This window comes from Mesorhizobium sp. P2_F7, assembly GCF_056403695.1.
In genome coordinates, this window is record NZ_JBFUFA010000002.1 from 207,641 (window position 1) to 234,301 (window position 26,661).

The 26,661-nt window shown below is 63.9% G+C and carries 22 protein-coding genes and 3 pseudogenes; 12 read left to right on the forward strand and 13 right to left on the reverse strand.

The window, feature by feature from the left end; translation table 11 throughout:
- Positions 1 to 158: 158 nt before the first annotated feature.
- The 6 genes from AC1DZ8_RS06280 to AC1DZ8_RS06305 all read right to left on the reverse strand — a co-directional run bounded on the left by AC1DZ8_RS06280 (position 159) and on the right by AC1DZ8_RS06305 (position 5,426).
- Positions 159 to 2,213: a M3 family metallopeptidase gene (locus AC1DZ8_RS06280; RefSeq protein WP_477310399.1), complete on the reverse strand. Its 2,055-nt coding sequence runs from the start codon at positions 2,211 to 2,213 to the stop codon at positions 159 to 161.
- A gap of 79 nt (positions 2,214 to 2,292) precedes the next feature.
- Complete coding sequence (locus AC1DZ8_RS06285; protein ID WP_477310401.1) at positions 2,293 to 2,721, reverse strand: nuclear transport factor 2 family protein; 429 nt, start codon at positions 2,719 to 2,721, stop codon at positions 2,293 to 2,295.
- 11 nt (positions 2,722 to 2,732) lie between these two features.
- On the reverse strand, positions 2,733 to 3,377 hold the full coding sequence (locus AC1DZ8_RS06290; RefSeq protein ID WP_477310403.1) for a carbonic anhydrase: 645 nt from the start codon (positions 3,375 to 3,377) through the stop codon (positions 2,733 to 2,735).
- 150 nt (positions 3,378 to 3,527) lie between these two features.
- Positions 3,528 to 4,286, reverse strand: a complete 759-nt coding sequence (locus tag AC1DZ8_RS06295; RefSeq protein ID WP_477310405.1) for a DUF429 domain-containing protein — start codon at positions 4,284 to 4,286, stop codon at positions 3,528 to 3,530.
- Positions 4,283 to 5,167, reverse strand: coding sequence for a pyridoxal kinase PdxY (gene pdxY / locus AC1DZ8_RS06300; protein ID WP_477310407.1), 885 nt, complete (start codon positions 5,165 to 5,167; stop codon positions 4,283 to 4,285). The genes AC1DZ8_RS06295 and pdxY overlap by 4 nt, the downstream gene beginning before the upstream one ends.
- 7 nt (positions 5,168 to 5,174) lie before the next feature.
- Positions 5,175 to 5,426, reverse strand: coding sequence for a hypothetical protein (locus AC1DZ8_RS06305; protein ID WP_477310409.1), 252 nt, complete (start codon positions 5,424 to 5,426; stop codon positions 5,175 to 5,177).
- A 151-nt stretch (positions 5,427 to 5,577) separates the two neighbouring features.
- On the opposite strand from AC1DZ8_RS06305, the gene AC1DZ8_RS06310 reads away from it, so the two are divergent.
- The 7 genes and pseudogenes from AC1DZ8_RS06310 (at position 5,578) to ppa (ending at position 10,653) form a co-directional block, all read left to right on the forward strand.
- Positions 5,578 to 6,210 carry a LemA family protein gene (locus AC1DZ8_RS06310; RefSeq protein ID WP_477310411.1) on the forward strand — a complete coding sequence of 211 codons (633 nt, stop codon included), beginning with the start codon at positions 5,578 to 5,580 and terminating at the stop codon, positions 6,208 to 6,210.
- A 201-nt stretch (positions 6,211 to 6,411) separates the two neighbouring features.
- The gene (locus AC1DZ8_RS06315) at positions 6,412 to 7,215 is read left to right on the forward strand and encodes a TPM domain-containing protein (RefSeq protein WP_477310413.1); all 804 of its coding nucleotides are present in this window, start codon (positions 6,412 to 6,414) and stop codon (positions 7,213 to 7,215) included.
- Between the two features lie 49 nt (positions 7,216 to 7,264).
- A pseudogene (locus tag AC1DZ8_RS06320) lies at positions 7,265 to 7,732 on the forward strand (TPM domain-containing protein); the annotation flags it as partial.
- 36 nt (positions 7,733 to 7,768) lie between these two features.
- Complete coding sequence (locus AC1DZ8_RS06325; protein ID WP_477310415.1) at positions 7,769 to 8,668, forward strand: TPM domain-containing protein; 900 nt, start codon at positions 7,769 to 7,771, stop codon at positions 8,666 to 8,668.
- Positions 8,669 to 8,673: 5 nt separating this feature from the next.
- Entirely contained in the window at positions 8,674 to 9,312 is a 639-nt protein-coding gene (locus AC1DZ8_RS06330) for a TPM domain-containing protein (RefSeq protein WP_477310417.1), read from the forward strand.
- 171 nt (positions 9,313 to 9,483) lie between these two features.
- Positions 9,484 to 9,990 carry a GNAT family N-acetyltransferase gene (locus AC1DZ8_RS06335; RefSeq protein WP_142869081.1) on the forward strand — a complete coding sequence of 169 codons (507 nt, stop codon included), beginning with the start codon at positions 9,484 to 9,486 and terminating at the stop codon, positions 9,988 to 9,990.
- Positions 9,991 to 10,119: 129 nt separating this feature from the next.
- Entirely contained in the window at positions 10,120 to 10,653 is a 534-nt protein-coding gene (ppa, locus tag AC1DZ8_RS06340) for an inorganic diphosphatase (protein WP_477310419.1), read from the forward strand.
- A gap of 238 nt (positions 10,654 to 10,891) precedes the next feature.
- Here the strand turns inward: ppa and AC1DZ8_RS06345 are convergent, their stop codons facing one another.
- Complete coding sequence (locus AC1DZ8_RS06345) at positions 10,892 to 11,485, reverse strand: hypothetical protein (RefSeq protein ID WP_477309124.1); 594 nt, start codon at positions 11,483 to 11,485, stop codon at positions 10,892 to 10,894.
- A gap of 44 nt (positions 11,486 to 11,529) precedes the next feature.
- Positions 11,530 to 12,147 carry a TetR/AcrR family transcriptional regulator gene (locus AC1DZ8_RS06350; protein WP_477309126.1) on the reverse strand — a complete coding sequence of 206 codons (618 nt, stop codon included), beginning with the start codon at positions 12,145 to 12,147 and terminating at the stop codon, positions 11,530 to 11,532.
- A gap of 73 nt (positions 12,148 to 12,220) precedes the next feature.
- Between AC1DZ8_RS06350 and AC1DZ8_RS06355 the strand changes: the two genes are divergently transcribed.
- Positions 12,221 to 13,504 carry an MFS transporter gene (locus AC1DZ8_RS06355; protein WP_477309128.1) on the forward strand — a complete coding sequence of 428 codons (1,284 nt, stop codon included), beginning with the start codon at positions 12,221 to 12,223 and terminating at the stop codon, positions 13,502 to 13,504.
- A 252-nt stretch (positions 13,505 to 13,756) separates the two neighbouring features.
- Positions 13,757 to 15,331 (forward strand): alkaline phosphatase D family protein, encoded by a 1,575-nt coding sequence (locus tag AC1DZ8_RS06360; RefSeq protein WP_477309130.1) that lies wholly within the window; start codon positions 13,757 to 13,759, stop codon positions 15,329 to 15,331.
- A gap of 177 nt (positions 15,332 to 15,508) precedes the next feature.
- Here AC1DZ8_RS06360 and AC1DZ8_RS06365 read toward each other — a convergent pair whose 3' ends face one another.
- Positions 15,509 to 15,787 carry a hypothetical protein gene (locus tag AC1DZ8_RS06365; protein WP_477309132.1) on the reverse strand — a complete coding sequence of 93 codons (279 nt, stop codon included), beginning with the start codon at positions 15,785 to 15,787 and terminating at the stop codon, positions 15,509 to 15,511.
- A gap of 197 nt (positions 15,788 to 15,984) precedes the next feature.
- On the opposite strand from AC1DZ8_RS06365, the gene typA reads away from it, so the two are divergent.
- A complete protein-coding gene (gene typA, locus AC1DZ8_RS06370) occupies positions 15,985 to 17,814 on the forward strand; it encodes a translational GTPase TypA (RefSeq protein ID WP_477309134.1) in 1,830 nt (609 codons plus the stop codon).
- A gap of 60 nt (positions 17,815 to 17,874) precedes the next feature.
- Here typA and AC1DZ8_RS06375 read toward each other — a convergent pair.
- Together AC1DZ8_RS06375 and AC1DZ8_RS06380 are read right to left on the reverse strand one after the other, a co-directional pair.
- Positions 17,875 to 18,494, reverse strand: a pseudogene (locus tag AC1DZ8_RS06375) (DUF1062 domain-containing protein).
- A 329-nt stretch (positions 18,495 to 18,823) separates the two neighbouring features.
- Positions 18,824 to 19,858, reverse strand: a complete 1,035-nt coding sequence (locus AC1DZ8_RS06380) for an L-idonate 5-dehydrogenase (RefSeq protein WP_477309136.1) — start codon at positions 19,856 to 19,858, stop codon at positions 18,824 to 18,826.
- 142 nt (positions 19,859 to 20,000) lie between these two features.
- Here AC1DZ8_RS06380 and AC1DZ8_RS06385 point away from each other — a divergent pair, with 142 nt between their 5' ends.
- Positions 20,001 to 20,615 (forward strand): LysE family translocator, encoded by a 615-nt coding sequence (locus AC1DZ8_RS06385; RefSeq protein WP_477400527.1) that lies wholly within the window; start codon positions 20,001 to 20,003, stop codon positions 20,613 to 20,615.
- A 25-nt stretch (positions 20,616 to 20,640) separates the two neighbouring features.
- On the opposite strand, the gene AC1DZ8_RS06390 is transcribed toward AC1DZ8_RS06385, so the two are convergent.
- Together AC1DZ8_RS06390 and AC1DZ8_RS06395 are read right to left on the reverse strand one after the other, a co-directional pair.
- Positions 20,641 to 21,081, reverse strand: coding sequence for a hypothetical protein (locus AC1DZ8_RS06390; protein WP_477309140.1), 441 nt, complete (start codon positions 21,079 to 21,081; stop codon positions 20,641 to 20,643).
- Positions 21,082 to 21,085: 4 nt separating this feature from the next.
- A pseudogene (locus AC1DZ8_RS06395) lies at positions 21,086 to 21,645 on the reverse strand (peroxidase-related enzyme).
- 130 nt (positions 21,646 to 21,775) lie between these two features.
- Between AC1DZ8_RS06395 and AC1DZ8_RS06400 the strand changes: the two are divergent.
- Entirely contained in the window at positions 21,776 to 26,566 is a 4,791-nt protein-coding gene (locus tag AC1DZ8_RS06400) for an NAD-glutamate dehydrogenase (RefSeq protein WP_477309142.1), read from the forward strand.
- The last annotated feature ends 95 nt before the right edge of the window (positions 26,567 to 26,661 follow it).

Genomic DNA, 26,661 nt, shown 5'->3' on the forward strand with positions numbered 1-26,661 from the left:
CCCCTTGAGGGGGAGATGTCGCCAAAGGCGACAGAAGGGGTCCTCGCGCGTGAAGCGCTAGCCTTCCTGCGCTGAAGATAAGGGTCGCGTCCGGTCGGGCCGACCCCCTCTGGCCGCTTTGCGGCCATCTCCCCCTCAAGGGGGGAGATTAGCTGGCGCTACACCAACCCTCTTTTCACCATCATCGCTTCCGGCGACGGCATCTTGCCGCGGAACGCGGTGTACAGCTCTTCCGGATCCTTCGAGCCGCCGGCAGCATAAATGTTCTTGCGCAGCCGTTCGGCCAGCGCCGGGTTGAAGGGGTCGCCGGTTTCCTCGAAGGCGGCGAAGGCGTCGGCGTCGAGCACTTCCGACCACATGTAGGAATAGTAGCCGGCTGAATAACCGTCGCCGGAGAAGACATGGCCGAAATGCGGGGTGCGGTGGCGCATGGCGATGGTGTCGGGCATATGTAGCTTGTCAAGCGTATCGGCTTCGAACTGAAGCGGCTCAGCCGGCGCATCGGAGCGCGCGTGATAGGCCATGTCGATGAGCGCTGAAGCCGTGAATTCGACCGTGGCGAAGCCGGCGCCGAAGGTGCGGGCGGCCAGCATCTTGTCGAGCAGCGCCTTCGGAATAGGCTTGCCGGTCTTCACATGCAGCGCATGCTTTTCCAGCACCGCCGGCACCGTCAGCCAGTGCTCGTAGAGCTGCGAGGGCAGTTCGACGAAATCGCGGCTGACCGACGTGCCCGCCACCGACGGCCAGGTGACGTCGGTCAGCATGCCGTGCAGCGCATGGCCGAACTCGTGGAACAGGGTCTTGGCCTCATCGACCGACAGCAGGGCAGCCTCGCCAACCGGCGGCTTGGCGAAATTCATGATGTTGTAGATCACCGGCTTCGAGCCATCGCCAAGCTTGTAGCCGGATTTCAGCGCGCTCATCCAGGCGCCCGAGCGCTTTGAGGAGCGGGCGAAATAGTCGGCGAGGAACAGGCCGCGTTCGCTGCCATCGGCGTTCTTCACCACGAAGGTGCGGGCGTCGGGATGCCAGGCGGCGATGCCCTTCTTCTCCTCGAAGGTGATGCCGAACAGTTTGGTCGCAACGTCGAAGCAGGCGTCGATGACGCGGTCGAGCTGCAGGTATGGCTTCAGCTCCGCCTCGTCGAAGGCAAATTTTTCCGTGCGCAACTTCTCCTGGTAATAGCGCCAATCCCAGGCGGCGAATTTCTCGTTGCTGCCGGCCTCTGTTGCCAGCCGTTCCAGTTCCTTCTGGTCGGCTGCCGCCTTCTCCAGCGCCTTTTCCCAGACGGGGTCGAGCAAATCGTGCACCGCCTTCGGCGTCTTGGCCATGGTGTCGTCGAGCTTCAGCGCGGCGAAGGAGCCATAGCCGAGCAGCTTGGCCTTTTCGGCGCGCAATTTCAGCATGTCGCGCACGACTGCGGTGTTGTCGCTGGCGCCGCCATTCTGCCCGCGCATGGTGAAGGCGCGGAAAGCTGTTTCGCGCAGGTCGCGGCGCTCGGAGAAGGTGGTGAACGGCTCATAGATCGAGCGCGACAGCGTGACGGCGTAACGGCCTTTCTGGCCGCGCGTCTCGGCGGCCTCGGCCATCGAGCTCTTCACAAAGTCCGGCAGGCCGGCAAGGTCGGCCTCATCGAGGAACAGCGCCCAGTCGCGCTCGTCGGCCAGCACGTTCTGACCGAAGGTGGTGCCAAGCGAGGACAGTTCCTCGCTGATGTTGGCTAGCCGCTTCTTGCCGTCGGCATCGAGCTTGGCGCCGGAGCGGACAAAGCCTTTCCAGGTCTTTTCCAGCACCCGCAGCGTCTCGGCATCCAGCTTCAGAGATTCGCGGCGCTGGTATAGATCGTCGATGCGGGCAAACAATTTCTCGTTCATCGAGATCGCCGAGAAATGCCTCGACATCTTTGGCGAAATCTCGCGCTCCAACGCCTGGATCTGATCGTTGGTGTGGGCGCCGGCCCGGCACCAGAAGATCGACGAAACATGGTCCAGCGGCTCGCCGGCAAGTTCAAGCGCTGCCAGCGTGTTGTCGATGGTCGGCGCATCCTTGTTGCCGGCGATGGCGTCGATCTCGGCCTCATGCGCCTTCAGCGCTGCGTCGAATACCGCTGAGAAATCGCCGTCGCCGATGTTGGTGAAATCCGGCAGGCTGAGCGGTCCTTGCCATTTGGTCAGCGGATGGGCGGCGAGGTCGACGGTTTTCGTGGACGGCATAGGGGATCTTTCGATGATTGGCGAGCGGGTGGGCTGGTGACCGATGTAGGGCGATGCCTCGCCCGGCGCAACCGCACGGTCATTCAGGATCTGGTCGGAAGCCGTCGCAATTTTCCGCGATCGCTGCTTGCGAACTGGCGGTGATGCGGTTGCCGGTGACGGCAAACGTCTCCTGCATCAGCATGTCGTTGTTGGGAAAATCATAGCAGGCGATGACAGTGGTGACACCGGCCTCGCGCTTTTCGATGCGATGGCGAATTGCGGCGCCGGCAACCGCGCCCTTCCATTCGTCGATCGAGGCGATGAATTCCTGTTTCGACTGCACGACGCCGAGATCGTCGAGTTTTATGCGGACATCGTCGGCGAGCAGGTCCGACAATTCGGTCCGGTCGGCGACCAGCAGCGCGGAATACCAGCGATCGATGACGGCGCCGTCATCGGCGAGGGCAGGGGTGAGCGAGAAGAGCAGCGCCGCCACGGCGAAAACGATCGAATGGCGATCCCGCATGACTGCCCCTCCTACCCCAAATCCGGCCGCTCGAAGTCGCCGGTGTCCTTGTTCATCACCCAGAGTTCGCCGGTCGAAATGTCGAACCAGGCGCCGTGCAATGCCAGCCGCCCCTTGCCTTCGAGGATCGAGACGCAAGGGAAGGTCCTGAGATTGGCAATCGAATAGCGGATGGAGATGCGCTCCAGCGCCGTCTGCCGTTCCGTCGCCGTCATGAAGGTGCTGGACGACACGGTTTCGGCCGCCGGCGCGATCAGGCTCATCCATTTGCCGATGAAGTCGCCGGGCGAGAGCGGCGCCGAATTGGGGTCGAGCGCGGCACGGATGCCGCCGCAGCGGCCATGACCCATCACAACGATGTTCTTCACCTTCAGGCTCTGCACCGCGAATTCGAGCGCGGCGGAGGTCGAGTGGAATTCGCCGTCCGGCGCATAGGGCGGCACCAGATTGCCGACATTGCGCAGCACGAAGAGTTCGCCGGGGCCGGCGTCGAAGATCGCCTCGGGCGCGGAGCGGGAATCGCAGCAGGCAACGATCATGGTTTCGGGCGCCTGCCCCTCACGGGCGAGCTCGCGATAGCGTCCGCTCTCGGTGAGATAGCGGCCATTCATGAAGTTGCGATAGCCGGCGAGGAGGTGGTCGGGGAGGTGGGGCATGGGCGGCGGACGGAGCCTTTCCGGGTTGGAGACGGCAGCTCGTTTTCAGTTGAGAAAGCCTCTAACGGCAAAAGTCGGTCGTGGGCAATGCCGAATTGCGGATGGCTCCGTCGCAAATGGCCATGCTGCACGCATGGCTCAAGGCTTGCCTCACGCCCAGATGGCGACGGGAATGCCGAAGCGGTCGGCGAGTGGCGGGTCGGGAAACGGCTTCGCGTCGCTGCGGGCAATGCGGGCGGCAATCAGCATCATGGCTGCCGCATCGAGGAAATCGTCAGCGGCAGCACCTTTCGGCGGCGGCTGGTCGAGAAAGGCTCTTTCATAGCCGTGGCGGCTGAGCAGCGCCTTGCGCTCTTCCATGCCGGCCGGATTGACGGCGCCCTTGATCTTCTTAGGCAGCGACATCGGCTTTTCGCCATTCAGCCGGCAGAAGGCGACTTCCGGATGCGATTCGAAGACGCGGCCGCGCAGTTCGGGGCGCGCGATCAGCAGCGCGTCGATCTCGCGGATCTTGGAAAAGATGCCGAAGGCCTGGATCGAGACGCCGCGCGGCGGATCAGAGGTCGCCTTGGCCACCTCGCTGGCGCGGCGATGCGCTGCATACCAGGCTTCGATCGTGGTGAAGTCGCTGGTGTCGGCGTAAAGGGCCGCGCGGGAAGGGATAGCGAAAACACTTGACTGGCGTTGTCCCAGCAGCGGCCGCACCAGCGCTTCCGGCCCGCGACCGCCTTTCTGCGAAAAATCCGGCAGGCCGATCGGCATGTCGACGGCTATTGTCGCATGGCCAGGCAAGGCGTCGAGCAGGGCCGCGAAGGTAGGAAAGACGCTGACTGAGGGCGCGGCATCCAGATCGCGGCAGACGGCTATCCAGCCTGCCTTGCAGCCGTCGACGCCGGCCAGGGATGTCACGCCCGGCGGTCCCGCCCTGGGTGTGTGAGATGGCGCAGCTGGACCATCGCCATCGGGTGCGACAGGCTTTGCGCGTCGGTTTCGAGCTGCAGTTCGTCGCCGCCGCGTTTGGCTGTGCGCGCCAGGATCTCGTAGACCGCGGCCGTGGTCGACTGCAGCGCCTTGATCGGCGGCTGTCCCGACAGGATGCGGGCGAGATAGACGGCTGCCGTCAAATCACCCAGCCCGTTCGGTGGCTTGTCGATCAGGCGGTGCTCGGCCAGCAGCGCCTGGCTGGCGTCGAGCAGCAGATTGCCGGTGCCGCCGGTCATCATCGACGGCGCCGACGTCACCAGCATGGTGCGCGGTCCGGCATGAAGCGCGGCTGCGATGACCGATTTCAGGTCGGGCAGAGGCGCGCCTGCCATCCATTCCAGCTCGTAGCGGTTGGGGGTGGCGATGTCGGCGATCGGCATCAGCCGGTCGCGCATGGCAGCGGCCGTCGGCTCGGGCACGTACAGCCCGCCGGAATCGCCCATTACCGGGTCGCATATATAGACCGCGTCCGGCGTCTTCGCCTTGACCGCCGCAACCAGCGAGGCGACGGCCTCGGCCTGGCCGGCTTCGCCGAGATAGCCCGACAGCACGGCGCCGACCTCGCCTAACCATGGCGCGCGTTCGAGATCGGCCATCAGCGCCTTGAACTGGTCGAGCGGCGGCACGATGCGCGTCGCCCTGCCGTGGCCGGGATGCCAGGGCAAGGTGACCGTCGGCACCGCCCACACCGGAAAGCCCAGCGTCTCCAGCGCAAACACGGCGGCGCGGTTGCCGACCGAGCCGCGAGCGACATGGCTGGAAATGACGATGACCGCGCGCGGCGCGTCTGACTTTTCGCTGTTCATGGAATTCCTAGCTGCCCCGGGAGACGTAGTAGACGAGCCAGATCAACAGGCCGAGGGCGATGATGAGGCCAAGTGCGCGGCCGATGCGGGTGCCCCACACCTCGATCGGGTCGGAGCGGTCGGCCTCGGCGGCGGTGACGTGATCGCGCGCGCTTTTCGCGACCCGCGACACCAACGACGCGCCGCCGAGGCCGCCCTCGTTCGCCACGCGCTCGAGAATGCGGCGCGATTCGCTGTCTTCGTCGTGGCGTTCCGCCATGATCCTGTCCTGTTTCACGGCGACCATATCGCGTTCGCGCGGTCAATCACAGGGCCTGGCGAGCGCATGAGTGGGCGCCAGCCGCAGACATTTTCTTGAGCGCGGATTGTGCTAATGCTTCGCATGCAACTTTCTGTCGAGGGACCACACCATGTTTGCCCAGCGCCTTGCTTTCCCCGTCCGCAACCTGCCGGCCGTGCTGATGATGGCCATCGTGTTGCCGCTGCTTGCCGGCTGCGGTTACAACACCATCCCGACGGCGGAGGAAAACGCCAAGGCGGCGTGGAGCGAGGTGCTGAACCAGTATCAGCGCCGCTCCGACCTGATCCCCAACCTGGTCGAGACGGTCAAGGGCTATGCGGCGCATGAAAAGGACACGCTCGACGCGGTGGTCGAGGCGCGCGCCAAGGCGACGCAGATCACGGTGACGCCGGAAACGCTGAAGGATCCCGAAGCCCTCAAGAAGTTCCAGGATGCCCAGGCAGGGCTGACCGGCGCACTGTCGCGGCTGATCGCGGTGTCCGAGGCCTATCCCGACCTGAAGGCCAACCAGAATTTCCTGGCGCTGCAGGCGCAACTCGAAGGCACCGAAAACCGCATCGCGGTGGCGCGGCGCGACTACATCCTTGCGGTCAAGGATTACAATCTGACACTGAAGACCTTCCCCTCGGTGCTGTGGGCGACCTTCTGGTTCCGCAGCAACGAGCCCTACGCCAACTTCACCGTCGATGAAGACAAGATGCAGCCGCCGAAGGTCGATTTCGGCACGAAGCAGGGCGGGTGAAAGAACGGTTGGTGGGCCTGGTCCTTGCCAGCCTTGCGCTCCTTCACACCCCCCTCTGTCCTGCCGGACATCTCCCCCGCAAGGGGGGAGATCAGCAGTTTTGCTGCTTTCGCCAATTTTCGACGGGGCAGAAGGGTAGCTGCCGGTGATGACAGCCAATCTCCCCCCTTGCGGGGGAGATGGCCGGCAGGCCAGAGGGGCGTGTGCCGGAGCGCCTTCGTCGGCGTCTTGCTCGCCTTCTTCTTCCTGCCCCTCACCGCCTTCGCCGCCGATCTCCCCGCACTGACCGGCCGCGTCGTCGACAATGCCGGCATCATCGATGCAGGCACCAGAGCCGCGCTCACCCAAAAACTTGCCGACTTCGAGGCCAAAGGCTCCGACCAGATCGTCGTCGCCACCATACCCAGTCTCGATGGCGAGGAGATTGAGCCTTACGCCAACCGGCTGTTCCGCTTCTGGAAGCTTGGTCAGGCCAAGGAAAACAACGGTGTGCTGCTTCTGGTGGCGCCGAACGACCGCAAGATGCGCATCGAGGTCGGCTACGGGCTGGAAGGCACGCTGACCGACCTGCACACCAAGCTGATCATCGAAAACGACATGGTGCCGGCCTTCCGCGCCGGCGATTTCTCCGGCGGCATTTCCAAAGCCGTCGACGACATGGTGATGGTGCTGGAAGGCAATCCGGAGGAACTGGAGGCGCGCGGCAAGCGCAATGAGCAGCCGCCCGTCGACATGGACAATCTGTTCTTTGGCGTCTTCATAACCATCTGGGCGGTCATCTTCTTCGGCAGCATGGCGGCCTCCATCCTGCCGCCGATCTTCGGCAAGAAACTCGGTCCCGGCCGCTACCGCTGGCTGGGCATGACATTCGAGCCGAGCCGGCGGTCATCCAGCAGCGGCTGGTCTTCGGGCGGTGGCGGCTGGTCGTCGGGCTCAAGCGGTGGCGGCGGCTTTTCCGGCGGTGGCGGTTCGTCCGGCGGCGGCGGCTCGTCGGGGAGCTGGTGACGAGATGACCGCACGAAGCATCAATTCCTGGCATGGCCGCCTCGTCACGATGACCGGCGCTGTTTTGCTGGGCCTGGCGGTGTTGGTTGTCGGCTTTGCCGCGCTGGCGGCGGACCTACCTGCACTCACTGGGCGCGTCGTCGACAATGCCGACATGATCGATGCCGCGACCGAGGCGACACTGACGCAGAAGCTGGCGGATTTCGAGACCAAAGGCTCCGACCAGATCGTCGTCGCGACGATTCCAAGTCTCGACGGCGAAGAAATCGAACCCTACGCCACCCGGCTGTTCAATTTCTGGAAGCTCGGCCAGGCCGACAAGAACAATGGCGTGCTTCTGCTGGTGGCCAGGGGCGACCGCAAGATGCGCATCGAGGTCGGCTATGGGCTGGAGGGCGCGTTGACCAACCAGCATGCCACACGGATCATTGAAGACGACATGGTGCCGGCCTTCCGCGCCGGCGACTTCTCCGGCGGCATTTCCAAAGCCGTCGACGACATGATCACGGTGATCGAGGACAGTCATGGCACGTGAGGGGAAGCCGGTGACCGCATGACAGGACGCGCCTTCAATCCGCCAGAACCCGGCCGCGCAGCAGCGACCATCGGCATCGCCTTGTTGGCGATGATCGCAATGCTGTTCGCCGCCTTTGCCGCGGAGTTGCCTGCACTCACCGGCCGTGTCGTCGACAATGCCGATATCATCGACGCGGCGACCAAGGCGGCTCTGACCCAGAAACTGGCGGATTTCGAGACAAAAGGGTCCGACCAAATCGTCGTCGCCACCATCAACAGCCTCGACGGCGAGGAGATCGAACCCTACGCCAACCGGCTGTTCCGCTTCTGGAAGCTCGGCCAGGCCGGCGAGAACAATGGCGTGCTTTTGCTGGTGGCCAAGAACGACCACAAGATGCGCATCGAGGTCGGCTATGGGCTGGAAGGCACGCTGACCGATCTGCACACCAAGCTGATCATCGAAAACGATATGGTGCCGGCCTTCCGCGCCGGCGATTTCTCCGGCGGTATTTCCAGAGCCGTGGATGACATGGTCATGGTACTGGAAGGCAATCCGGAAGAGCTGGAAGCGCGCGGCAAGCGCAACCCGGCCGACCACAGCATGCCGATCGATCCCATCGTCGCGATCTTCCTGATCCTGTGGGGGACGATGTTCTTCGGCGGCCTGGCGATGGCATTCCTGCCGCCGATCTTCGGCACCAAGCTGTCGCCGGGCGTGTATAAATGGCTGGGTATGACCTTTCGCTATGGCCAGGGGCCGAGCGGGTCGTCCTCAGGCAGCAGCTGGACAACGAATTCGTCCTCGGGCTGGTCCTCGGGCAGTGGTTGGTCATCAGGAAGTTCGGGCAGCAGCTGGTCGTCGGGCTCGAGCGGCGGCGGCGGGTTTTCAGGCGGCGGCGGTTCGTCCGGCGGTGGCGGGTCTTCAGGGAGCTGGTGAGAGACATGGCAACACGACCGATCAGCCCGCAGGACCATGAGCGCATCGCCACCGCGATCCGCGCCGCCGAATCGAAAACCGACGGCGAGATCTACTGCGTCGTCGCGCATGCCAGCGACGGCTATTTCTTTACCGCCGCATTCATGGCGACGATCGGAATGCTGATCGTCAGCCTCGTCGTCGCCTATGGGCTGGAAGCCTGGTGGCTGTCGATCCGGCTGCCGCTTTTCGTGCTCGCGCAGCTTCTGGCACTGGCATCGGTGCTCATTTTGTTGTGGGCGCTGCCCGCCTTGCGCATTCATCTGGTGCCGCGCCGTCAGCGCTATAAGGCAGCGCATGACAATGCGCTCCGGCAATTCCTCGCCCGCAATGTCCATCGCACCACGGCGCGCACCGGCGTGCTGGTGTTCGTGTCGATCGCCGAGCGCTATGCCGAAGTGGTCGCCGACTCTGGCATCAACAGCAAGGTCGGCCAGCATGTCTGGGACGGCGTTATCCGCGACCTCACACAGCATGCCGGCGACGACCGGCTCGCCGACGGCTTCGTCAAGGCGATCGGGCAGGTTGGCGCGGTGCTGGCCGAGCATTTCCCGGTGACGTCGGGCGACGCCAATGAGCTCGACGATCATCTCGTCGAAATCTGAAGGCCCGCCTGCAATCGCTGCTCAGCCAGACGCCTGACCGCCTCGGCTGAGTGCGTTTTCAAGCAGGCTTTGCCCGATGTCAGCAGGTGTCGTGATTGGCTGTGAGAAAGCGGTTGGCGGGCCGGCCTCGACTCTTGCAAATGGCCGATGCGGGTTTATGGTTAACAAATCATGAATACGCTGAGCATCGACATCAGGAAAGCCGAACCGCGCGACGCTGGCGCCATTGCCGACGTGCATCAGCAGGCCTGGGAGGGCGCCTATTCCGGCATCATCCCGCATCGCTCGCTGACCTCGATGATCAACCGCCGCGGCGCCGACTGGTGGGCGAATGCGATTCGCCGCGCCGCCACCGTGCTGGTGGTCGAGATCGGCGGCACCATTGCCGGTTACGCCACGATCGGCAAGAACCGCGCCCGCGAGCTTCGCCAGCAGGGCGAGATTTACGAGCTTTATTTGCGCCCGGAATATCAGGGCATCGGGCTTGGCAGCCGGCTGTTCAAGGCGGCGCGGGCACGGCTTGCCGACCACGGGCTGAAAGGCATGGTGGTGTGGGCGCTGGAAGACAACCAGAACGCGCTCGCCTTCTATGCCGGCGCCGGCGGCCGCGATGTTGCCGAGGGCGTCGAGATTTTCGAGCAGAGGGCGCTGAAGAAGGTCGCCTTCGTCTGGGAATAGCAGGCGGAGCCTCGGTTACAGCCCATTCACAAACTGTGCGCTTCCACGAGCGCTGCGTACCAATCGCCGCATTGCGCGCTTGCGCTTCGCCCGCTATCGATCTTGGAAATCGAGAGAGGGATTTGAGCCATGCGCATTGAAGCCATTGCCAGCGGAAAGAACCCGCCTGACGACGTCAACGTCATCATCGAGGTGCCGATCGGCGGCGAGCCGATCAAATACGAGATGGACAAGGAGGCCGGCACGCTGTTCGTCGACCGCTTCCTGCACACCTCGATGCGCTATCCCGGCAATTACGGCTTCGTGCCGCACACGCTGTCGGGCGATGGCGATCCGATCGACGTGCTGGTCTGCAACACGCGCGCGCTGGTGCCGGGCTGCGTCATCAATGTGCGGCCGATCGGCGTCTTGATCATGGAAGACAATGCCGGCCAGGACGAGAAGATCATCGCGGTGCCGTCGCCGAAGCTGACGCTGCGCTATGAAAACGTCACCGAATACACGCAGCTGCCCGACATCACCCGCCAGCAGGTGCAGCACTTCTTCGAGCACTACAAGGATCTCGAACCCGGCAAATGGGTCAAGATCGAAGGCTGGCACGATTCCAAATACGCCAAGAAGATGATCGTCGACGCAATCGCGCGGGCGAAGGCGGCGAAGTAGCAGCGCCGGGCCTCGCTTCCTTCGGGCTAAGCGGTGGTATCTTTCAAAACACTGGCGCGAGGCACCCCCCTCTGGCCTGCCGGCCATCTCCCCCTCAAGGGGGGAGATTGGCAGCTCCACTGCCGGCGCCTTTTTCTTTCAGCGCTGAAAATTGGCGAAAGCCACGGCACCATCTGATCTCCCCCCTTGAGGGGGAGATGGCCGGCAGGCCAGAGGGGGGTGCCTCGCGCCGACGTACCTAGTTATCCACCCTACCAAATGCCGGCACGTTGCCGATGACGGTGTGCGTGTCCTTGCCGCAGGTGAAGCTCTTGGCCTTTTCGTCAGCCAGTTTGCGTGCCTGGTCGTTGGCCTGCGGGTTGCCGGTGGCGAGCACCAGGCCGATGGTGCAGCCGTCGCGGGCATCGATCTGGGCGACCTTGGCGACCAGCAGCACTTCGGTCGGCTTGTTCTGGTCTTCGGGGTTGCTGATCGAGCGGCGGTGGATGACGGCGAAGGGAACGACGACGTCGCCCTTGGTGTCGATGCGCCATTCGACCTTGGCGCCGGACGAGTTGAAGCCGGAAAAGCTCTCCCAGACCGAGGTCATCTCGCCGCCGGGCGGAAACCCGTAAAACAGCGATTCACGGGCATCGTCATAGGCGATCAGCACGGGGTAGCCGCGATAGCCGGAGCAGGCGAGTTCGGCCCAATCGCCGTCACCTTCCTCGGCCTGCGCATAGGTGACGCAATCCTTCTGCGAGTCGAGATCGGTGTAGACGCTGGATATGCCGTCGGCATGGGCGACCTGGCACAGGGCGGCGAGGGCAAGCGGGACCAGAAGCACACGCATGGTGGACAACTCCGTTTCGAGCAGTCGCAGCCTATCGTCTGGCGCTATTTCTTCAAGCTTGCCTCGATCAACAGGTCGGCGTTGCGAGCCACCGATGCCGCTGGGCCGCCGAGGCCGAAGAGCTGGCCGCTGATGTAGGCGCCTTCGATCAAAAGCAGCAGGCCGTCGCCCAGCGTGTCGGGATCTTGCGCACCCATCGCGGCCGCCATGGCACGCAGGCGGCGGCGCAGTTCCTGCTTGTTGGCTTCGCTGACGACGCGCGCCGGATGGCTATGCTCGGGATATTCCACCGCCGCGTTGGTCATGCCGCAGCCGCGATAGTCCGGCGTCTGCGTGCGCTTGCCGATGCGGGTCAGGAAAGCCTTGAGCTGCGCGCGCGGATCACCGGGATGGGCGGCCACGGCTTCGTCGAAACGCTCCCAATATTCACGGTCATATTGCCTCAGGTAAGAAGCGGCCAATTCGTCCTTGGAGGGGAAGCTGCGATAAAGGCTGGGCTTGGTGACGCCGGCGCGCTTGACGATCTCGTCGACGCCGATCGCCCTGATGCCGCGGCGGTAGAACAGGTCGTAGGCCACGTCGAGGATCTTCTTGGCAGCCGTGGGCGGCGACGGTGCGTGAGCGTCGCTGATCGTCAGTTCAATATTTTTGTCCGTTGGCATTGTGTGACTCGATTGACGTGTTACCGATCGGTACGTATACATGTCCCCGTCCTGCAACGTACCGGTCAGTAACATGATAGCTCAATCCCGTCCCTTTGGCCAGCGCTACGCTTTCGTCGTGGTCGGCGTCATCTTTCTCTGCCTGCTGATCGCAGCCGGTCTGCGTTCGGCTCCCTCCGTGATGATGCTGCCGCTGGATAAGAGCTTTGGCTGGGGGCGCGACACCGTTTCGATTGCCGCTGCCATCGGCATCTTCCTCTACGGTCTGACCGGGCCGTTTGCCGCCGCGCTGATGGAGCGGATCGGCCTGCGCCGCACGCTGCTCGCCTCGCTGGTGATCATGTCGGGCTCGACCGCGCTCAGCCTGCTGATGACCGAGCCGTGGCATCTGTTCCTCACCTGGGGCGTGTTTTCCGGCATCGGCTCGGGCGCCGTCGCTACCGTGCTCGGCGCCACCATCGTCAACCGTTGGTTCAAGACCAATCGCGGCCTAGTCATGGGGCTGATGTCGGCCTCCAGCGCCACCGGCCTGCTGGTGTTCCTGCCGCTGCTTGCCTCGCTCGCCCAGTCCGGCGGCTGGCAGCCGGTAGCCATCGCTGTCTCTGTCGCCACCGCCTGTCTGCTGCCGCTGGTCTGGCTGCTGGTGCCGGAGCGTCCGGCTTCGATCGGCATGGTGCGCTATGGCGCCGAGGCCGATGACGTGCCGCCCGTGTCGCCGGCCTCGCAAGGCAATTTCCTGGCGCATACGCTGAACACGCTGCGCCGCGCCGCGGGCACCCGCGTCTTCTGGTATCTATTCGCCACCTTCTTCATCTGCGGCTTCACCACCAACGGGCTGGTCGGCACGCATCTGATCTCCTTTTGCGGCGATATGGGCATCGGCGAAGTGCAGGCCGCCGGCCTGCTGTCCCTGATGGGCATATTCGACCTGATTGGCACGACTTTGTCGGGCTGGCTTACCGACCGCTTCGACCCGCGCAAGCTGCTCGGCGTTTATTACGGCATACGCGGCCTGGCGCTGATCTATCTGCCCTATTCCGGCTTCTCGGCGACCAGCCTGATCATCTTTGCCGTGCTCTACGGTCTCGACTGGATCGCCACCGTGCCGCCGACGCTCAGGCTCGCCAACGAAGCCTTCGGCGACCGCAGCGGTCCGATCGTGTTCGGCTGGATCGTCGCCGGCCACCAGGTCGGCGCCGCCGCCGCCGCTGCCTTCGGCGGCACAATGCGGGAATTGCAGGGCAACTACGAACTGGCCTTCCTGATCGCCGGCATGACGGCGATTGTGGCGGCTTGTCTGTCGCTGCTGATCAATACGAGCCGGCCGGCTTTCGATCCGGAACCGCAAGCGGCCTAAGGCGTGTCGATATTCAGGTGAGGCCGGCCTGCAAATGATGGCTTCCTGCGCTTCCGGTGCTCACGTACGAAAAGTACGCTCCGCTCCGGTTCACGGAAACCAACATTTTCGGCTCGGCCTGACCTGAATCTCGAAACGCCTTCGCGGCCACTGCTGCTGTTGATTGTTATCAAAACTTCATCTTTCCGAGATGCGGCTGAAACATTGAGGCTGGAGCTTGGTGGCGGACGTTCAAGCCATCAGGAGACAGCCATGAACAAGATCTCGTTGACCCGCCGCGCCTTCGTCACATCGGCGAGTGCGGCCGGTCTGCTCGGCGCATCGGGCCTCGCTTTGCCCTATTATTCGCGCGCCAGCCAGCGCCCGGCCTTTACCCATGGCGTCCAGTCCGGCGATGTCGATGCCTCGAGCGGCATGGTGTGGACGCGCACCGATCGTCCGTCGCGCGTCATGTTCGAGATATCGTCGACGGAGAATTTCGCCAATGCCACCCGGCTGGCGCCGCTCGACACCTCGCCGGCCAGCGACTTTACGGTCAAGCGGCTGCTCACCGATCTCGCTTCCGACCAGGACATCTTCTACCGCATGACGGCCGCCGATCTCGCCGACATCAATGTCGTCTCCGAGCCGATCGTCGGCCGTTTCCGCACCGCACCCGCCTCGAAGCGCGACATCAAATTCGCCTGGTCGGGCGACACGGCCGGCCAGGGATGGGGCATCGACGAGACCGGCATGAAGACCTACGCCACCATCGCCAAGCACACGCCCGACTTCTTCCTGCATTCCGGCGACACGATCTATGCCGACGGGGCCATGAAGGATGAGGTCGACCTGCCCGGCGGCGGCAAATGGAAGAACGTCGTCCTCATCGACGGCAAGCGCAAGGTCGCCGAGACGCTGGACGAGTACCGCGACCAGTGGAAGTACAACATGATGGACAGACATGTGCTCGCCTTGAGCGCCATCTGCCCGACCTTCTACCAGTGGGACGACCACGAAGTGCTGAACAACTGGTCGGATTCGAAGAATCTGAGCGCTGACAACCGCTACACCGAAAAGTCCATCCATGTGCTGGCGGCGCGTGCGGCGCGCGCCTTCCATGAGATGACGACGATCCGCTACGAGCCGTCGGAACCTGGCCGCGTCTATCGCAAGATATCCCACGGGCCGCTGCTCGACGTGTTCTTCCTCGACATGCGCTCCTATCGCGGCCCCAACGGCCCGGACATGCAGGACACGATGACGCCGGAGTCCCGTATGCTCGGCGAACAGCAGACGAAATGGTTGAAGCGCGAGCTGGCCAATTCCAAGGCGACCTGGAAGATCATCGCCGCCGACATGCCGCTCGGCCTCGTCGTCTGGGACGACGGCACCAAGAAGGTCGGCGCGGAAGCCGTCAGCAATGGCGACAACGGCCTGCCCAAGGGCCGCGAGCTCGAGATCGCCGACCTGTTGCGCTACATCAAGAACGCCGGCATCACCAACACGGTGTGGCTGACGGCCGACGTGCACTACACGGCCGCGCACTACTACAACCCCGACAAGGCGCAGTTCCAGGACTTCAACCCGTTCTGGGAATTCGTCTCCGGCCCGATCCACGCCGGCACGTTCGGCCCCAACGATTTCGACATGACGTTCGGCCCGGAGCTGAAATTCATCAAGGCGCCGACCGCCGAACAGGGACAGAACCTGCCGCCGTCAGCCGGTCTGCAGTTCTTCGGGTTGGTGGATATTTCAGGGGCTACAGAGCAGCTGACGGTGCGGCTGGTGGATCGCGACGACAACGAGCTTTACAAGGTGACGCTGGATCCGGTGCGCTCGGCTTAGGGGCGGGATAATCTCCCCCCTTGAGGGGGAGATGGCCGCGAAGCGGTCAGAGGGGGTCGGTTCGACCGGCCTCAACCTTCAATCGCAGCGCAGGAGGTAGGCGCTTCATGCGAGACGACCCCCTCTGTCGCCTTCGGCGACATCTCCCCCTCGAGGGGGGAGAGGGGTCAGCGGCCGTCAATCCGGATAGCAAACCGTTGGAATCTTTGGCCAAACGGCGCTGTCGCAGCCGGCGGCCTGCTGCTTCTGCCTGAACGACGCGCTGACCGGGCCGGTGACCACGGGGTCGACGCCGTCAGGGGCGTCGGCGAACATCTGCTCGGCCGTCTGGTCGGACGACGAAGCGGGATTGGCTTCCTTAAGCGTCGCGGCCGATTGGGCAGCATTGGCCGCCAGCAGGGCGGCGAATGCGACCGAAGCGATGAGTGGCCAAAATCGGTTGAGTTTGTCGGTCATGAATTTCGAACTGCCCGGGCCCCGAAAGGTTCCCACCTTGGTTAACAAAACCATCTCACACCGAGATGCTTAAGATTTGATGAGTATTTGGTGATGCGCCTCCTCTTTCGCAATTGCGAAAAACCCTGTATGAGCCGCGCAACCGAAAGAGGCGGCGCCTTTTGGCCTGCTGCCTGCAACGCTCCCGAGACCACAACATGAAAATTCGTAATATCGCGATCATCGCGCACGTCGACCATGGAAAAACCACCCTCGTTGACCAATTGCTGCGGCAATCCGGCTCCTTCCGCGACAATCAGCGCGTCGCCGAGCGTGCCATGGATTCCAACGACCTCGAAAAGGAACGCGGCATCACCATCCTGGCTAAGGCGACCTCGGTCGACTGGAAGGACACCCGCATCAACATCGTCGACACCCCCGGCCACGCCGATTTCGGCGGTGAGGTCGAGCGCATCCTGTCGATGGTGGATTCGGCCATCGTGCTGGTCGACGCCGCCGAGGGCCCGATGCCGCAGACCAAGTTCGTCGTCGGCAAGGCGCTCAAGGTCGGCCTGAAGCCGATCGTCGTCATCAACAAGATCGATCGTCCGGACGCCCGCCACGTCGAGGTGGTCAACGAGGTGTTCGACCTGTTTGCCGCACTCGACGCCACCGACGAACAGCTCGACTTCCCGATCCTCTACGGTTCGGGCCGCGATGGCTGGGTTTCGGAAAACCCGGAGGGACCGAAGGACCAGGGCCTGGCGCCGCTGTTCGACCTCGTCATCAAGCATGTGCCGGAGCCGACCGTTCATCCCGGCCCATTCCGCATGATCGGCACCATCCTGGAAGCCAATCCCTTCCTCGGCCGCATCATCACCGGCCGCATCGAATCCGGCACCTTGAAGTCCAACCAGGCGGTCAAGGTGCTGCACCATGACGGCACCCAGATCGAAACCGGACGTATTTCCAAAATCCTCGCCTTCCGTGGCCTCGAGCGCCAGCCGATCGACGAAGCGCAGGCGGGTGACATCGTCGCCATTGCCGGCCTGTCGAAAGGCACCGTCGCCGACACCTTCTGCGACCCGAGCGTCAGCGAGCCGCTGCATGCGCAGCCGATTGATCCGCCGACGGTCACCATGTCCTTCCTGGTCAATGACTCGCCGCTCGCCGGCACCGAAGGCGACAAGGTGACAAGCCGCGTCATCCGCGACCGCCTGCTGCGCGAAGCCGAAGGCAATGTCGCGCTGAAGATCGAGGAATCGCCGGACAAGGATTCGTTCTTCGTCTCCGGCCGCGGCGAATTGCAGCTGGCCGTGCTGATCGAGACGATGCGCCGCGAAGGCTTTGAAATCGCCGTGTCGCGTCCGCGCGTCGTCATGCAGAACGGCGAGAACGGCGAATTGCTGGAGCCGGTCGAGGAAGTCGTCATCGACGTCGACGAGGAGCATGCCGGCATCGTTGTGCAGAAAATGTCGGAGCGTAAGGCGGAGATGGTGGAACTGCGGCCTTCGGGCGGCAACCGCCAGCGCATCGTCTTCCACGCACCGACACGCGGCCTGATCGGCTACCAGTCGGAACTGTTGACCGACACGCGCGGCACCGCCGTGATGAACCGGCTGTTCCATGCCTACCAGCCCTACAAGGGCGAATTGCCGGGCCGCACCAACGGCGTGCTGATCTCCAACGAACAGGGCGAAGCAGTGGCCTACGCCATGTGGAACCTCGAAGACCGCGGCCCGATGGTCATCGATCCGGGCGTCAAGGTCTATCAGGGCATGATCATCGGCATCCATAGCCGCGACAACGATCTCGAAGTGAACGTGCTGAAGGGCAAGAAGCTGACCAACATCCGCGCCGCCGGCAAGGATGAGGCGGTCAAGCTGACGCCGCCGATCCGCATGACTCTGGAGCGCGCGCTGGCCTGGATCCAGGACGACGAGCTGGTCGAGGTGACGCCGAAGACCATCCGGCTGCGCAAGCTCTATCTCGACCCGAACGAGCGCAAGCGCTTCGAGAAGTCGGCCAAAGTGGTCGGCGCGGCGTAATCATCTGATATTTCGAATTTGGGAAGGGGCGAAGCACCAGCGTGCTTCGCCCCTTTTCGTTTATCCGCTGGCCGTTGAGATGATGGCTTCCCGGTCAGCTTCGCCGGCGAGATCAATTCGCACGGTGGTGCCGTGGCGGGCCGGCTTGCGCAAAGCTTTGGCGCCGTCCGGGACGACAACCAGCAATCGCTTCTCCTCCAGCGCCTGAAGCCTTGATCGCGAGATGCCGAGTTCGCCGGCGAGCAACCGGTCGAGCCGCAGCGATGTCGGCATTTCGAGCGCAGCCCGATCTCAAGCGCGGTTGCGCCTTCGCCGCCGAGCCTGTGCTTGTGAACCGCGACGTCGGAAAACTCCTCGACGCGTCCGACCCGGCTTCGCAACGCCAAGACATCGAAGGCGTGGCGGCGGGCCAGCGCCGGGTTGTTGCTTTCAAGGGCTGCCAGCAGGGTCGGTTCGATGTCGCGGCGGTTGCGGCGTTCGAAAATGCCGAAATTCCAGGAATTGTCGCAATCGATGCAGCGATAGATCAGCCACACGTCGATACGCTTGCCATTGGCGTTGACGCGGAATTTGTCGCTGCAGCGATAGGCCTTCACCGTGCCGCAGCGGTTGCAGTTGATCAGGGGTCGAGGTGCGGTGCCGGGCGCGATCGTCCAGCGAACAGCGAGATGTTGAGGCAAGCCGAAAACCTTCCAATGCGGAAGTTCTTCAGGCCGGCAATGTCGAGATGCCCATGCGGGCACGGCGTGGCGAGAGCTAGCTATGGTCGGAAGTCAGGTGCCACGGGCGACAGCCACGCGACAGCGGTTCAGCAGTGCCAAACCGGTCTCGAACCGCCGCCTGAGGAACACATGGAAATAAAGCAGGCACCGCTTGATGCGGCGCCCTGCCAAGTGTGATCAGGGGAGTTGGCGAGACCGGCGGTTACTGAGGCAAAATCAAGCTCGAAATGGATGTCGGGACGGCTCTTCTAGCGACAGAGCCGCGGTCGGGCAAGCCTCATGATTATCTAGGCAAAGGCGATCTGCACCTTCATCGATTGGGTGCGGTCGCCGGCGATCTCGAAGGCCGCCACCGCCTCGTCCATCGGATAGATGCCGGTCAGCAGCGGCTTGACGTCGACACGGCGGTTGTTGATCAGGTCGACGGCCAGTGCGAATTCGTCGTGAAAACGGAAGGAGCCGCGCATCTCGATTTCCTTGGCGACGATCTGATTCTGCGGCAACGACATGTCGCCGCCAAGCCCGAGCTGGACCAGCACGCCGCGCGGCTTCAGCACGTCCAGGCCGGCCCGCACCGCACGCTCGTTGCCGGAACATTCGAACATCACGTCGAAACTGCCCTTTTCGACATTGTAGGCGGCGAGCTTGTCGGCATCGGTAGCGACATTGATGATGCGGTCGGCGCCGATCTCGCGAGCCTTTGTCAACACGGCATCCATGACATCGGTGGCGACGATCTCGCGCGCGCCGTGGACGCGCGCGGCCAGGATGCAGAGGGCGCCGATCGGCCCGCTGCCGGTGACCAGCACCCGCTTACCGAGCAGCGAGCCGGCGCGGTTCACTGCGTGCAGCGTCACAGCAAAGGGCTCAGCGAAGGCGGCTTCGTTGATGGAGACATGGTCGGCTATTCTGTGGCACTGCCAGGCTTCGGCGACGAGCCGCTGGCGGAAGGCGCCCTGTATGTGCGGCATCGGCATGGCGCTGCCGTAAAAGCGCATGTTGAGGCATTGGTTCTGCATGCCTTGCAAGCAGTAGCGGCAGGCATTGCAGGGCCGGCTGGGCGAAATCGCGACACGGTCGCCGGCGGCGAGGGTTGAGACACCGGCGCCAAGCGCTCTCACCGTGCCGGCAACCTCATGTCCCAGGATCATCGGCTCGCGCAGGCGCACGACGCCGAAGCCGCCATGATTGTAGTAGTGCAGGTCCGAGCCGCAAATGCCGCCGGCCTCGACTGAAATCTCGACCTGTCCGGCGCCGGGCGCACCCGGATCGCTCTCTTCGATGCGGAGGTCTTTTGCAGCGTGGATGACGATCGATTTCATGGCAGCGATCCTTTCTGAAACCACCGATGCGGGCAAGGTCGCCTGCTGAAATTTGTCGCGTGCGATGGGGCCATCAGCCCGCAGGGTTCCAAATTGCGGCTGATCGGCTATCCTTCGCGCTCCAACGCTCGAAGGCTCCACCATGCACCTCACCTCGCTCCTGATTTTCGCTGCAGCTCTGTTCGTCGCCGCCGGGTCGCCCGGCCCATCGATCGCAGCGCTTGTGGCGCGCGTCATCTCAAAGGGCTTTCGCGACGTGTTCCCGTTCCTGCTTGCCATGTGGATCGGCGAGGGTATCTGGCTGTCGCTGGCGGTGTTCGGACTGGCTGTCGTGGCGCAGACTTTTCACTTCGCCTTCGTGGTCGTGAAATGGGTCGGTGTTGCCTACCTCGCCTACCTCGCCTGGAAAATGTGGACGGCGCCGGTCGATGCAAAAGAAGGCGAGATGCCGCGCGAGGATTCGCCGGCAAAACTGTTCTTTGCCGGCATGGCGGTGACGCTCGGCAATCCGAAAATCATGATGTTCTATCTGGCGCTGCTGCCGACCATCATCGACCTGGCTTCGGTCAGCCTCGTCGGCTGGGTCGAGCTGACGGCGACGATGGCGGTGGTTCTGATCGCCATCGATCTCGCCTGGGTGCTCGCGGCCTCGCAGGCGCGCAAGCTCCTGAAAAGCAAGCGCGCCATGAAGATCGCCAACCGCGTCAGCGCCACGACGATGGCCGGCGCCGCAGCGGCTATCGCGGCGCGATCCTGATCGCCTTTCTATGGCGACCTCACAGCTAGACTTTGTCCAATAAGTCCATGCTATCGCCGGTGCCCACTTTCCAGCCGGCGAAGCATCCCAAAACGCCACAGGCCGCGCATCGTTCGCCGACATAAAGCCAGCGAACGCCGCCACGTCCCGGGTAGATGGAAAACCCGACGCCGATGTTTGCAGCTTCGGAGCCGCACTCGGTACACGCCCATCGTTGCGGCTGGGCTTCGTCCCAAAATTCCTCGCTGTCGCAGATAAGATGCTCGGATCCACAGGCTGTGCATGTTCGTCGCGCCACACCCTCGTCATCGTCGGCATCGAGGAGAAACGAGATGGAACCGCATTTGCAGCGGGCGAGCCTGAAGTCGTGAACCTCATAGCCTTCGGTGGCATACCCCTCCAGGTATTCCGCAATGTCGGTGGGCTCGCTGCCAACCCACCATTTGCCTGACGTGTCTATCGTCATGCTATCACCTTGCCATGGCGTGGTATTCGTCGTTCGGCCGCATGTCGATGGCTGCCGCCACCCGGTTGGACATGTTGAAGAAGGCGTCGAGGCGATGTCCCAGATGTCGCGGTTGGTGAATCCGGCGTTGCGTAAAGCGGCCCTGTCGGCTTCGACGATCTTTGCCGGCTCCTCGGTCAGCTTGACCGCGAATTCCAGCATCGCCATGTGCTTCGGGGAAAGATCGGCGGCGCGGAAATTCATCACCATCATCTCGCCAAAGGCGGGATCGCCGGAGAGCTGGCGCACCGCCGCGCCATGCGCGGTCAGGCAATAATAGCAGTGGTTGATCGAGGAGACGACGACCGCGATCATCTCGCGCTCCAGCTTCGACAGGCCGGATTCACCCAGCATCAGATCATTGTAGGTGTCAGTGAAGGCGCGCAGCTTCTTCTCGTCGAAGGCATAGGCAAGAAGGACATTGGGAACCAGGCCGAGCTTTTCCTCGCATTTGGCGAAATAGGCTTTTGTCGCCTCGCTCAGCTCGGCGATGCCGAGGTCAAGGGCGCTGATTTTGCCGGACATGGGTGTTCCTCCTCGTTCATTGCCGCCTGACCGCCGAATTCGGATAATTCTTAGCGAGCCGTCAAACCTTTGTCGCCAAACGGCGGTCATCTGCTACCATAGTCGTAAAAGCATGTGACGGGAGGACATCATGGCGAGCGTGAAATCCGCAGCGAAATCGAAGAAAAAAGCCACCGCTGCGGCAAAACCAGAGGACAGGCCAGGCAGGCTTGCAGACTATCTGCTGGCGCGCGCGCCGGCTGAAGACATTGCAACCTACGCCACCGCCGATCTCGAACGCGCCGCCGATCTGGCCGGCCGGGCCGTAGCCGTCCACAAGAAGGGCCACAGCGTCGTTGCCGTCGATGCCGATTCGGGCGTCTCCCGCGAAGGCCGGCCGATGACGATCATCACCGTGGTCAACGACAACATGCCGTTCCTGTTCGATTCGATCCTGGGCGAGATCACCGAGACATCAGGCGAGCCGACTTTGGTCACCCATCCGGTCATCGTGGTGCGCCATGGCAAGGCCGGCGTCGATGAGATCCTCGGCGACGGCGGCATCCTCAAGGATGACGGCAATCACGATCGGCTGAGCGTGGTCCATGTCCACATCCCGCGCCTGACGGCGGGGCAGGCGAACGCGCTGGCCGAGCGGCTGCGCAAGATGCTGGACCAGGTCCGTGCCGCGGTGAGCGACTGGAAGCCGATGCTCGCCCGCCTCGATCAGGCGATCTCGGAGTTTCGCTATTCCGCCGTGCCGTTGGACAAGAAGAGCGTCGCCGAGGCGATCGCCTTCCTGGAATGGCTGCGCGACGACAATTTCACCTTCCTCGGCATGCGCGAGTTCAAATACACCGGCGGCGCGGAGAGCGGCAATCTGGAGCGCGCCGACAAGCCGGGCCTCGGCATCCTCTCCGACCCTGATGTGCTGGTGCTCAGGCGCGGCACCGAGGCGGTGACGACAACGCCGGAAATCCGCGCCTTCCTGCATGGGCCGGAACCGCTGATCGTCACCAAGGCGAACGCCAAGTCGCTGGTGCACCGGCGCATCTATCTCGACTATATCGGCGTCAAGACCTACACCGCCAAGGGCACGCTTGCCGGTGAATTGCGTATCGTCGGCCTGTTCACCTCGACCGCCTACACGCGCTCGGTGATGAAGATCCCTTATCTCAGGTCAAAGGCCGAAACCATCATCGCCAAGTCCGGCTTCGACCGGCACGACCACTCCGGCAAGGCGCTGATCAACGTGTTGGAGAGCTACCCGCGCGACGAACTGTTCCAGGTGCCGGTGCCGATCCTGAAGAAGCACGCCGCCGCCATTCTCGGCCTGGTCGAGCGGCCGCGGGTGCGGGCGCTGGTGCGCGTCGACCAGTTCGACCGCTTCGTCTCCATCCTCGTCTTCGTGCCGCGCGACCGTTATGACAGCGTCGTGCGCGAGAAGGTCGGCGCCTATCTCAAGACCGCCTTCGAAGGTCGTTTGTCGGCTTACTATCCGGCCTTCCCCGAAGGCGGCCTGGCGCGCGTCCACTTCATCATCGGCCGCTCCGGCGGCAAGACGCCGAAGGTCGAGCAGGCGGCCATCGAGGCGGCCATCCGCGACATCGTGCGCACCTGGGATGACGCGCTGGCCGAGGCGGCGGAGGCCGGCGGCGGCGATCTGTCGCTGAAGGCGATCGCTGCGCGGCTTCCCGAAAGCTATCGCGACTCCTTCAGCGCCGCCGTGGCGCTGGCCGATGCCGGGCGCATCGCCAAAATCAGCGCCGGCAATCCGATCGCCATCGACTACTATCGCCACTCCGAGCAGAAGCCGCATCAGGCGGCGCTGAAAATCTACCACTACGGCAGCCCGGTGGCGCTGTCGCGTCGCGTGCCGGTACTGGAAAACATCGGTTTCCGCGTCATCAGCGAGCGTACCTTCGAAGTCGACGAGGACAGTGGCGACACCGTCTTCGTCCACGACATGGAACTGGAGAACAGCTACGGCAAGCCGATCGAGCTCACTGACGGCGGCGCGCTGTTCGAGGACGCGTTCCTGTCGGTCTGGCGCGGCGACGTCGACAATGACAGCTATAACGGCTTGGCCCAGACCGCTGGGCTATGGTCGGGCGAAGTCAACATCCTGCGCGCCTATGGCCGCTATCTGCAGCAGGCCGGCATTCCGCAGAGCCAGGATTTCATCGCCGCAGCGCTCAACCGCTACCCGGACATTGCGCGCGGCTTGCATGCACTATTTGTCGCCCGCCTCGGCCCGACGGCCGAGACGGAAGGCGTGGTCGCCGCCAAGCACCTCAAGGCCAAGATCAAGGACGCCTTGGAAGAGGTGCCCAACATAGACGACGACACCATCATCCGCCGCTATCTCAACCTGATCGAATCGTCGCTGCGCACCAACCATTTCGTTGCCGAAACGAAGGCGAGAGGGCAGTCGCTGGCGATCAAGCTGGATTCGCAGGCGGTCGAAGGCCTGCCGGCGCCGCGCCCATGGCGCGAGATATTCGTCTACGGCTCCGAGGTCGAGGGCGTGCATCTGCGCTTCGGCCCGGTGGCACGCGGCGGCCTGCGCTGGTCGGACCGCGCCCAGGACTACCGCACCGAGGTGCTCGGCCTGGTCAAGGCGCAACAGGTCAAGAACGCCGTCATCGTGCCGGTCGGCGCCAAGGGCGGCTTCTTCCCCAAGCGGCTCCCCGCGGGCGGCAGCCGTGACGCCATCTTCGAGGCTGGCACGTCGGCCTACAAGAATTTCGTCTCCAGCCTGCTGTCGATCACCGACAATATCGGCCTCGACGGGGTCATCCCGCCTGCCGGCGTTGTCAGGCGCGACCCCGACGATCCCTATTTCGTCGTCGCCGCAGACAAGGGCACGGCGACCTTCTCCGACACCGCCAACGCCATTTCCGAGAAGCACGGCTTCTGGCTTGACGACGCCTTCGCCAGCGGCGGCTCGGCCGGCTACGACCACAAGAAGATGGGCATCACCGCCAAGGGCGCCTGGGAAGCGGTCAAGCGGCATTTCCGCGAGATCAACCGTGACATCCAGACCTCACCCTTCACCGTCGTCGGCGTCGGCGACATGTCGGGCGACGTGTTCGGCAACGGCATGCTGTTGTCGCCGCAAACCAGGCTGATCGCCGCCTTCGACCATCGCGACATCTTCATCGATCCCGATCCGGACAGGGTGGCCTCGATGGCCGAGCGCGTGCGCATGTTCGCACTGCCGCGTTCGTCCTGGCAGGATTACGACAAGACCAAACTGTCGGAAGGCGGCGTCATCGTCTCGCGCAGCCAGAAGTCGATCACCTTGCCGGCGGCAGCGGCTGCGGCGATCGGGCTGACCAAGACCACGGCAACACCGGCCGAGATCATGACCGCCATCCTCAAGGCGAATGTCGATCTCTTGTGGTTCGGCGGCATTGGTACGTACTTGCGAGCATCTGGCGAGACCAACGCCGAAGTCGGCGACCGCGCCAATGACGCCATCCGCATCACTGCGCTCGATGTCCGGGCGAAAGTGATCGGCGAGGGCGCCAATCTTGGCGTGACGCAACGCGCCCGCATCGAGTTCGGGCTTGCCGGCGGCCGCTGCAATTCCGACGCCATCGACAATTCCGGCGGCGTCAACTGCTCCGACGTCGAGGTCAACATCAAGATCGCGCTGGCGTCCGCCATGCGCAAGGGCTCGCTGACCCGACCGGCGCGCAACAAGCTGCTCGCCGAGATGACCGACGAGGTCAGCGGACTGGTGCTGTCCAACAATTACGAACAGACGCTGGCGCTTTCGATCGCGCGCAAGCGCGGGCTCGCCGACATCGCGCATCAGAGCCGTTTCATGGCGGCGCTGGAGGCGCGCGGCCTGCTCGATCGCGCGGTCGAGACGCTGCCGTCGCCGGCGGCCCTTGCCGAGCGCGAGGCGCGCGGCGAGCCGCTGACCCGGGCCGAGCTTGGCGTGCTGCTTGCCTATGCCAAGATCGTGCTGTTTTCCGACATCGTCGCCAGCGACGTGCCGGACGATGCGCATTTCGACCGCGACCTGATGGGCTATTTCCCCGACCGGATGGCGAAGAAATACGCCACCGAGATCCACGGTCATCGGCTGCGCCGCGAGATCATCGCCCGCGTCGTCGCCAACGACCTCGTCAATCGCGGCGGTCCGTCCTTCGTCAACCGGCTGCAGGAAGCCACAGGCCGCACCGCCGCTGACGTGGTGCGCACCTTTGCCGTGGTGCGCGACGGCTTTGCCTTGCCGGCGCTCTACCGCGAGATCGATGCGCTCGACAGCCAGATCGACGGCCAGGCGCAACTCGACCTCTACCAGTCCGTCAGCCGGCTGATCTACGTGACCAGCGGCTGGTACCTGAAGAACGATGCCGGCACGGCCGCGCTCGGCCAGCGGATTGCCGAATTGCAGGAGGCGCGCAAGGCGCTGGAGCCGAAGCTCGTCTCGCTGCTGCCGGCCTTCTCGCGGGAGCGGATCGAGGAGCGGAGGCACGGCCTGTTCAAGGTCGGCGCGCCGGAAAAGCTGGCCGAAAAGCTGGCGCTGGCCGATCTGGCGGAACTGATCCCCGATATCGCGCTGACGTCGCGCATGGCCAATGCCGACATCGTCGTGGCGGCCAAGGCGTTCTTCGCCGTCAGCGATGCCTTCCGCATTCCGCGTGTCGAGGACGCGGCGCGCTCGATCACGCCGTCGGACTATTACGACCAGCTGGCGCTGTCGCGCGCCACCGACACGATCGGCGCGGCAAGGCGCGGCATTGCGGTGGCGGCCCTCACCGGCCATGCCGGGACGGCCGACCCGGTGGCGGCATGGCTGGAAGCCGGCGGCGAGCGCGTGGCGCGCATCCGCGAGCGGCTGCAGGCGCTGACCGAAGGCGGCGACATCACCGTGTCGCGCCTGTCGGTGGCGTCGGGGCTGATGAGCGATTTGACGGGGATGTGAGTCCTGAAAAGCTTGGGTTCCTCGCCCCCGCCACAGGCGGGGGAGAGGTGGCCGCGAAGCGGTCGGAGAGGGGGCTTCGTAGGGCGAGGCCTGTA

Coding starts and splice junctions, on each gene's coding strand:
- AC1DZ8_RS06330 (WP_477310417.1), top strand. CDS start 8,674: ATGGCAACACGACCGATCAGCCCGCAGGACCATGAGCGCATCGCCACC.
- AC1DZ8_RS06285 (WP_477310401.1), bottom strand. CDS start 2,721: ATGCGGGATCGCCATTCGATCGTTTTCGCCGTGGCGGCGCTGCTCTTC.
- AC1DZ8_RS06365 (WP_477309132.1), bottom strand. CDS start 15,787: ATGACCGACAAACTCAACCGATTTTGGCCACTCATCGCTTCGGTCGCA.
- AC1DZ8_RS06350 (WP_477309126.1), bottom strand. CDS start 12,147: ATGCCAACGGACAAAAATATTGAACTGACGATCAGCGACGCTCACGCA.
- ppa (WP_477310419.1), top strand. CDS start 10,120: ATGCGCATTGAAGCCATTGCCAGCGGAAAGAACCCGCCTGACGACGTC.
- AC1DZ8_RS06335 (WP_142869081.1), top strand. CDS start 9,484: ATGAATACGCTGAGCATCGACATCAGGAAAGCCGAACCGCGCGACGCT.
- AC1DZ8_RS06380 (WP_477309136.1), bottom strand. CDS start 19,858: ATGAAATCGATCGTCATCCACGCTGCAAAAGACCTCCGCATCGAAGAG.
- typA (WP_477309134.1), top strand. CDS start 15,985: ATGAAAATTCGTAATATCGCGATCATCGCGCACGTCGACCATGGAAAA.
- AC1DZ8_RS06305 (WP_477310409.1), bottom strand. CDS start 5,426: ATGGCGGAACGCCACGACGAAGACAGCGAATCGCGCCGCATTCTCGAG.
- AC1DZ8_RS06310 (WP_477310411.1), top strand. CDS start 5,578: ATGTTTGCCCAGCGCCTTGCTTTCCCCGTCCGCAACCTGCCGGCCGTG.
- AC1DZ8_RS06400 (WP_477309142.1), top strand. CDS start 21,776: ATGGCGAGCGTGAAATCCGCAGCGAAATCGAAGAAAAAAGCCACCGCT.
- AC1DZ8_RS06290 (WP_477310403.1), bottom strand. CDS start 3,377: ATGCCCCACCTCCCCGACCACCTCCTCGCCGGCTATCGCAACTTCATG.
- AC1DZ8_RS06360 (WP_477309130.1), top strand. CDS start 13,757: ATGAACAAGATCTCGTTGACCCGCCGCGCCTTCGTCACATCGGCGAGT.
- AC1DZ8_RS06280 (WP_477310399.1), bottom strand. CDS start 2,213: ATGCCGTCCACGAAAACCGTCGACCTCGCCGCCCATCCGCTGACCAAA.
- AC1DZ8_RS06325 (WP_477310415.1), top strand. CDS start 7,769: ATGACAGGACGCGCCTTCAATCCGCCAGAACCCGGCCGCGCAGCAGCG.
- pdxY (WP_477310407.1), bottom strand. CDS start 5,167: ATGAACAGCGAAAAGTCAGACGCGCCGCGCGCGGTCATCGTCATTTCC.
- AC1DZ8_RS06355 (WP_477309128.1), top strand. CDS start 12,221: ATGATAGCTCAATCCCGTCCCTTTGGCCAGCGCTACGCTTTCGTCGTG.
- AC1DZ8_RS06385 (WP_477400527.1), top strand. CDS start 20,001: ATGCACCTCACCTCGCTCCTGATTTTCGCTGCAGCTCTGTTCGTCGCC.
- AC1DZ8_RS06345 (WP_477309124.1), bottom strand. CDS start 11,485: ATGCGTGTGCTTCTGGTCCCGCTTGCCCTCGCCGCCCTGTGCCAGGTC.
- AC1DZ8_RS06390 (WP_477309140.1), bottom strand. CDS start 21,081: ATGACGATAGACACGTCAGGCAAATGGTGGGTTGGCAGCGAGCCCACC.